The sequence below is a fragment of the Jiangella anatolica genome, from assembly GCF_003236295.1.
Taxonomy (GTDB): domain Bacteria; phylum Actinomycetota; class Actinomycetes; order Jiangellales; family Jiangellaceae; genus Jiangella; species Jiangella anatolica.
Window position 1 is genome coordinate 1 of record NZ_POTW01000181.1, and the last position, 3,037, is coordinate 3,037.

General features: G+C 73.1%; 3 protein-coding genes. 1 reads left to right on the top strand and 2 read right to left on the bottom strand.

Annotated elements, in window-relative coordinates; translation table 11 throughout:
• The first annotated feature begins 112 nt into the window (after positions 1–112).
• Positions 113–379 carry a hypothetical protein gene (locus C1I92_RS33560; RefSeq protein WP_146605384.1) on the top strand — a complete coding sequence of 89 codons (267 nt, stop codon included), beginning with the start codon at positions 113–115 and terminating at the stop codon, positions 377–379.
• A 351-nt stretch (positions 380–730) separates the two neighbouring features.
• On the opposite strand, the gene C1I92_RS32805 is transcribed toward C1I92_RS33560, so the two are convergent.
• Complete coding sequence (locus C1I92_RS32805; RefSeq protein WP_111258816.1) at positions 731–1,420, bottom strand: response regulator transcription factor; 690 nt, start codon at positions 1,418–1,420, stop codon at positions 731–733.
• A complete protein-coding gene (locus tag C1I92_RS32810) occupies positions 1,421–2,803 on the bottom strand; it encodes a sensor histidine kinase (protein WP_199521834.1) in 1,383 nt (460 codons plus the stop codon). It abuts the gene before it with no gap.
• Positions 2,804–3,037 lie beyond the last annotated feature (234 nt).

The window sequence follows — 3,037 nt, forward strand, 5'->3', positions numbered from 1 at the left end:
ACCCCGGCCCACCCCGCGACCGGCGGGCGTCCCTCGTGGGCACCCGCCGGTCTTGGCACGCCGCCGCGTTCCACAAGTCGGGGCAAACCGGGCGCACCAGGTGACCGGCGACGTGCCAAGCGCACCTCCCGACGGCTGCCGGCTGTACTCGGCCCAGTTCGTGCTCGACTACGTCCAGCTGTCGATCGACACGTATCCAGCTGACAACCAGCCAGTACTCGCCTGCGACGTCCCGCCGACGGTCGTCCTGGGCGACCAGCGCCTCGTCCGCCGGCTGACCCGGCCCACCCCGCGACCGGCGGGCGTCACTCGGGAGCGCCCGCCGGTCTTGGCACGCCGCCGCGTTCCACAAGCCAGGCAATTCGGGCACACCAGGTGACCGGCGACGTGCCAAGGCGGAGCCCCCCACGGCTGCTGGCTGTACTCGGCGCAGTTCGTGCTCGACTACGTCCAGCTGTGGTTCGGCACCCATCCAGCTGACGACCAGCCGGTACTCGCCTGCGACGTCCCGCCGACGGTCGTCCTGGGCGACCAGCGCCTCGTCCGCCGGCTGACCCCGGCCCACCCCGCGACCGGCGGGCGTCCCTCGGGAGCGCCCGCCGGTCTTGGCACGCCGCAGCGTTCCACAAGTCAGGGCAATTCGGGCGCACCAGGTGACCGGCAACGTGCCAAGGCGGAGCCCACGTGCGGCGTCCGGGCGAGGCGGCCTTCGAGTACCTGAGCCGCGGGACTAGGGGGCCGGCGGAGCGTCGTCGGCGTCGGGGCTGATGAGGCGGTAGCCGATGCCGCGGACGGTCATGAACCGCTCATTGCCGAGCTTGCGCCGCAGGTAGCGCACGTACACGTCGACGACGTTGGAGCCGGGGTCGAAGTCGTAGCCCCAGACGCGGCTCAGCAGCTGTTCCCGGCTGAGCACCTGGCCGGGATGGCGCAGGAACGTCTCCGCCAGCGAGAACTCGCGCGCCGACAGCTCCACCGTCCGTCCCTCGACGGTCGCGCGCCGGGTGCGCAGGTCCAGCGACAGCCCGCCGTGGTGCAGGACCATCGCCTCGGGCGCCCGGTCCTCGCGCAGCCGCAGCCGGATGCGGGCCAGCAGTTCCTCGAACCGGAACGGCTTGGCCATGTAGTCGTCGGCGCCGCCCTCGAGGCCGGCGACGGTGTCGGTGATCGAGTCGCGGGCGGTGAGGATGATCACCGGCAGCTCGTTGCGCGCCTCGCGCAGCTGCCGCAGCACCGAGAACCCGTCGATGATCGGCAGCCCGATGTCGAGGATGACGAGGTCGAAGCCGCCGGTCATGGCGTAGTCGAAGGCGCCGCGGCCGTCGGCGACGACGGTGGGTGTCATGCCGGCGGCGCGCAGCCCCTTCTCGATGAACGCCGCGATGCGCGGTTCGTCCTCGGCGATCAGGATCCGGCTCATCTACGCCTCCTCCGGGGGCAGGGCCATGGTGAAGATCGCGCCGTCGCCGGGCCGGCTGTCGACCGTGACGGTGCCGTGGTGCGCCTCGGCGATCGCGCTGACGATGGCCAGCCCGAGGCCGGAGCCCTCGACGCCGCGGCCGACGTCGGCGCGGGCGAACCGGTCGAAGATGCGGTCGAGGTCGTCGGCGGCGATGCCGGCGCCGGTGTCGCGCACCCACAGCCGCACCTCGGCGCCGGTGAGCTGGCTGCCGACGGCGATGACGTCGCCCGGCGCGGTGAACTTCACCGCGTTCGAGATCAGCTGCAGCAGCGCTTGCGTGATCCGCTGCTGATCCAGCAGCACCGTCGCCGACGCGCGCGCGTCGACCCGCCACTGCCGGTCGGCGAGGGCGCGGGCCTTGTCCAGGACCTCGTCGACGAGGCGGTCCAGCTCGACCGGGCGGCGGTTGACGAAGTCGGGGCGCTTGGCCTTGGCCAGCATGACGAGGTCGTCGACCATGCGGCGCATCCGGTCCAGCTCGTCGACGACGAGCGCCCGGACCTCCTCGACGTCGGCCGGGTCGGCGGAGTCCATCAGCTCCAGGTGCCCGCGGATGATCGTGATCGGCGTGCGCAGCTCGTGCCCGGCGTCGTCGAGGGCGTCGCGCTGGCCGGCGAACGCGATCTCCAGCCGGTCCAGCATGTCGTTGAACGTGTGCGCGAGCGCGGAGATGTCGTCGGTGCCGGTGACGGGGATCCGGCCGGACAGGTCGGTGTCGCTGATCCGCTGTGCGGTCTCGCGCAGCAGCCGGATCGGCCGCAGCAGCCGCCCGGCCACCAGCCAGCCGACGGCGCCGACCATGGCCAGCGAGGCGAGCCCGACGATCGCGAACGTCTGGTACGCGTCGACGACCTCGGCCTGCTCCATCTCGCGGGCGTAGGCGATGACGTAGAGGCCCTGGGCCGGGTCGCCGGGAACGGAGACCGGCACCGTCACGTACCGCAGCTGGCCGAGCGTCTCGGTCTCCACCGAGCGCGGCCGGACCTGAGTCGTGCCGCCGAGGCCCGAGACCAGCTCGACGAACTCCTCGTCGTCCTCCAGCCGGACATTGACGCCGGAGGCGGGCTCCCAGGCGATGGCGCCGTCGACCAGCGCGAGCAGGCCCTCGTCGCGGTCGGGCACGTTGCGCGTCAGGACGACCTCGAGGAACCGGTCGACGGTGGTGAAGGGCCCGCCGGCCTCCGGGTCGATGCCGTTGTCGGCGAACTCGCGGAACTCCTCGACCTCCTGGGCGAGGTTCTCGTCGATCCGCGCGTCGACCCGCTCGCGCTGCACGAGGTACGACGTCACGCCGGCCACCAGCATGCCCACCGCGGCGACCCCCAGCACCGCGGCGAGCACCCGGGTGCGGACCGCGACCCGGACCCGTGCTCCCCCGGTCGCGTCATCACGACCCCGGCTCAGTCGTCATCATCCCCGTCGTCGCCGCCGTCATCGCCGTCGTCGTCGCCGTCGTCGCCGCCGGGACGCACCGGGGGCGGCGGGTCGACCGGCTGGCCGCCGCCGGTGCCGTTGTCGGGCGGGACGGTCGCGGTCGGCGTGGGTGTGGGGGTCGGCGTCGGGATGGGGGTCCTG